The sequence below is a fragment of the Dethiosulfatibacter sp. genome, assembly GCF_983023055.1.
Map to the genome: position 1 here is coordinate 1 of NZ_CEZJXU010000207.1, position 4,322 is coordinate 4,322.

3 protein-coding genes and 1 other annotated feature are annotated in these 4,322 nt (G+C 36.3%); all 3 genes read left to right on the forward strand.

The genetic code is table 11. The annotated features are described in order from the left end of the window. On the forward strand, positions 1-641 hold a 641-nt coding region (locus tag AC3AX0_RS08110; protein ID WP_487549795.1), incomplete at its 5' end, for a TrmH family RNA methyltransferase. Positions 642-665: 24 nt separating this feature from the next. Continuing rightward, positions 666-862 (forward strand) — a binding site (T-box leader). A gap of 47 nt (positions 863-909) precedes the next feature. After that, entirely contained in the window at positions 910-1,932 is a 1,023-nt protein-coding gene (gene pheS / locus AC3AX0_RS08115) for a phenylalanine--tRNA ligase subunit alpha (RefSeq protein ID WP_487549796.1), read from the forward strand. 10 nt (positions 1,933-1,942) lie between these two features. Continuing rightward, a partial coding sequence (gene pheT, locus AC3AX0_RS08120) for a phenylalanine--tRNA ligase subunit beta (protein ID WP_487549797.1) occupies positions 1,943-4,322 on the forward strand: 2,380 nt, incomplete at its 3' end.

A 4,322-nucleotide genomic window follows, 5' to 3' on the forward strand; every position in this document is an offset into this window, starting at 1 on the left:
ATCTTGTTGAACTTATACTTGTATCTGAAGATTTCAAGTCTGATGAATTTGTTGTGGATGGAATCTCTGTATTTTCTGTTGAAAACAAGTTATTTAATGACATAAGCAATACAAGCAATTCCCAAGGAATACTTGCTGTTGTAAATCAGAGGAAATCTGATATTGAAGACCTGTTGAAAAGCAATCTTATTGTTTTTACAGATTCATTGCAGGACCCGGGGAACATGGGAACCATAATCAGATCTGCGGATGCCTTTAATGCATTGTCTGTAATCGTAAACAAGGGCTGTGTGGATATTTACAATCCCAAAACTGTAAGATCTGCCATGGGGTCTATGACGAGAGTATCATTTTATAATGCAAAGGATAGTATTGAGACACTTGAATATTTGAAGAAAAACAACTACAGGATATATTCTGCTGTTGTAGATGGAGATACCTTTATGGAGGATCTTGACTGTCTAGAAAAATCTGTTATAGTAATAGGTAACGAAAGCATGGGTGTAAGTTGTGAAATACAGGAAGCTAGCGATGTGAAATTCAGCATAAGAATGAGCGGTAAGGCCGAATCATTGAATGCAGGAGTCGCTGCCAGTATTTGTCTTTATAATTTTAGCAATAAAATATTTGAAAAACAGTGATTGATTTGTTATAATCAATAATAATTAAAAACTTTGATAGGGCAAAGTAAGTCGGGATGTTGAAATTCTAGAGAGAAATGACGAGGCTGAAATCATTTCATTTAACTTGACTGAAATTTCACCTTGGAGTTGATAAGCTGAATTTAGTATGCTTGTCCGGGATGACCGTTAATCTATTTAAGTAATAAACAAGAGTGGTACCGCGGGACTTCGCCTCTTAAGAGGAGAGAAGTGTCGCTTTTTTTATTTATTTTTGAAAGGAGTAAACATGAGAGAACAATTAAAGAAGATCGAAAATGAAATTTTGGAAAAAATTCCAAAGACTAAAAGTATTCAAGAACTGGAAGATATTAGAGTAGGAGTTCTTGGTAAAAAAGGAGAACTTAAAAATATTCTTAAGGCTATGGGAAGTCTTTCAAATGAAGAAAGACCTCTAATTGGTAAAATTGCAAATGAAGTAAGGGAAAATATTCAGAATGCTCTTGAAGAAGCAAAGAAAAGAATCAACGATGAAGAGCAGATGCAACAATTTAAAAAAGAAAAAATTGATGTTACTATCCCTGGGAATTATATGGCTTCAGGACACAGACATCCGTTGATGCAGGTAAAGGAACAGCTTGAAAATCTATTTCTAAACATGGGATTTGATGTTATTGATGGACCTGAGATTGATACTGTTGAAAACAATTTTGATGCTCTAAATGCACCTGTTGACCACCCATCAAGAGATAAGTCGGATACATTCTATTTTTCTGATGATTTGATTTTAAGAACCCAGACTTCGCCAGTACAGATAAGGATAATGAAGACTCAGGAGCCGCCTATAAGGATGGTTTCAGCTGGGAGAACCTTCAGGTTTGATGATGTGGATGATACACACTCACCTATGTTTCATCAAATGGAATGCCTCGTAATTGACAAGGGCGTTACTCTTGCGAACTTAAAGGACTCAATAGACAAGTTTGTAAAGGCACTTTTTGGAGAGAACATGAAGACAAGATTCAGACCTCATAATTTCCCTTTTACAGAGCCTAGTGCGGAAGTTGACGTATCATGTCTTAAATGCATGGGAGAAGGATGTGAAGCATGTCATAATACAGGTTGGAGCATGGAGCTTCTTGGATGTGGAATGGTTCATCCCAATGTATTGAGAAACTGCGGCATTGATCCTGAAATCTACAGCGGATATGCATTTGGAATGGGAATAGATAGAATAACAATGGTTAAACATGGAATACATGATATAAGGCTTTTGTTTGACAATGATCTTAGATTTTTAAAACAGTTTTAGGAGGAAAAAAATGTTAGTACCTGTAAATTGGTTAAAGGAATATGTTGATATAGATGGACTGGAAATAAGAACTATAGCGGATAGGCTTACGATGACGGGATCCCATGTGGATGCAGTTATAAACCTGGAGAAAGATGTCAAAAATATTGTTACCGGTAGGATAGTTGAGATTGAAAACCATGCTGAAGCAGACAGGCTTTTGGTCACAAAGATTGATATAGGAAGCAAGGTCATTCAGATCGTTACTGGAGCGAAAAACATAAAGCTTTACGATATAATACCTGTTGCACTTGATGGTTCAGTTCTTGCAGATGGAACAAAAATAAAGAGTTCAGAACTTAGAGGCGAATTATCAGAGGGAATGATGTGTTCATATGAGGAGCTTGGAGTTGAAGTCAAGTTAATTCCAAAGGAGTCAAAGAATGGAATACTTATTTTCCCAGATGAGATTGAGTTGGGAATGGAAGCGAAAAAAGCTCTTCAAATGGAAGGTTATCTTCTTGATATAGAAATTACGTTCAATAGACCTGACTGTCTCAGTGTTATTGGAATTGCCAGGGAAGCAGCAGCGGCAATGGAAAGAAAACTTTCACTCCCGGAAATAAAGATAAATAATCCAGTAGATGATATTAATGATTATATAAATGATATAAAGATAGAGTCTCCGGAGTTGTGTACAAGATATTATGCAAAGGTAATAAAGGATGTCAAGATAGGACCTTCTCCTCTATGGCTACAGAGAAAGATCATGGATGCGGGTATGAGACCTATAAGCAATATTGTAGATGCTACAAACTATGTAATGATAGAAATGGGACAGCCTCTTCATGCCTTCGACCTGGAGAAAATGGCAGGAAGAAAGATTGTTGCTAGAAGAGCAAAAAATGGCGAAAAAATCATGACTCTTGACAAGGAAACAAGGGAGCTTACAAATGATATGTGCGTAATTGCCGATGAAAATGATGCACAGTGTATTGCAGGTGTAATGGGTGGTTATGACTCTGAAATAACAGACGATACAAAGGTTATTATAATGGAATGTGCCAACTTTAATCCTACTTCGGCAAGATTGACTTCAAAAAGTCTTGGATTAAGATCCGAGGCATCTTCACGTAATGAAAAGCCACTTTCACCTCAAAATGTATCCTATGCAAATGAAAGGGTTTGTCAGATAATAGAAATGATAGGGGCAGGTACGATTGTTGAAGGAGCAATTGATGTAGGCAAAACTGAATTTGAAGTTGCTACTGTTGAAATGAGACCTTATAGATGTACAGAACTTTTGGGCGTACATATAGACACTGATGAAATGCTTAAAATACTTAATTCTCTTGAAATAGAAAGTGTATATGACGGACAGAAAATAGTATCCAAGGTTCCTCACTTCAGACCTGACATTCAGCAGGAAGAAGACCTTATTGAAGAGGTTGGAAGAATCTACGGTTTAGAAAGAATCGAACCAAAACCTTTGAAGGGAAATATTTTGAAAGGCAGTATATCTGAACTTAGAAAGGTAGAAGCAAGAATAAAGAATTACCTTACTGAATCGGAATTTTGTGAAGCAACAACATATTCATTTATAAGTCCTAAGAAATACGATAAGATGAATTTTAATGAAGACAGTGCTCTTAGAGAATACATCAAGATATTGAATCCACTGGGAGAGGACTTTAGTTCCATGCGAACCACTCTTCTTCCTAATCTTGTTGAAGTAATAGGAAAGAACATCAACTATGGAACTAAGATGGGAAGGATTTATGAAATAGGAAATGTATTCAAATCCAATGAGTTCCCAATCAAGGACCTTCCAGATGAAATAAGCACTTTGTCTCTTGGAATGTTTGGAGATGCTGATTTCTATTCTATTAAGGGAGTTATTGAAAACATATTTAAAAAGTTTCAAATAAATGCAGAGTACAGGGTACTTGAAAACAATTCCGCCTTCCATCCTGGAAGAACTGCAGCAGTATTTGCAGAAGGTGTTTACCTGGGTGTTGTTGGAGAAGTAAATCCTATAGCTACTAAGAATTTCAACATCAAGGAAAGAATTTATGCTGCTGAAATAAATGTTGAAAAAGTATTGGAGCTGAGCAGGGAAGAAAGGAAATACAGGGAGATTCCAAAATATCCTTCAATAACAAGGGATATGGCAGTAGTTGCAAAGGATGAAATCAATGTTGGAGATATCATGGCTGACATTGAGTCTAGGGGATACAAATATCTTGAATCAGTAGATTTCTTTGATATATACAAGGGCAAGGGAATTGATGAAGGACACAAGAGTCTTGCGTTTTCACTTGTATTCAGATCACTGGAAAAAACTCTCCAGGATGAAGAGGTTCAGAAAATATTTGAAGATATCATAAAGAATGTTGAAGACAAGTTTGACG

Bases quoted from the DNA above. Each gene is read 5' to 3' on its own strand.
- pheS (WP_487549796.1), top strand. From the start codon at position 910: ATGAGAGAACAATTAAAGAAGATCGAAAATGAAATTTTGGAAAAAATT.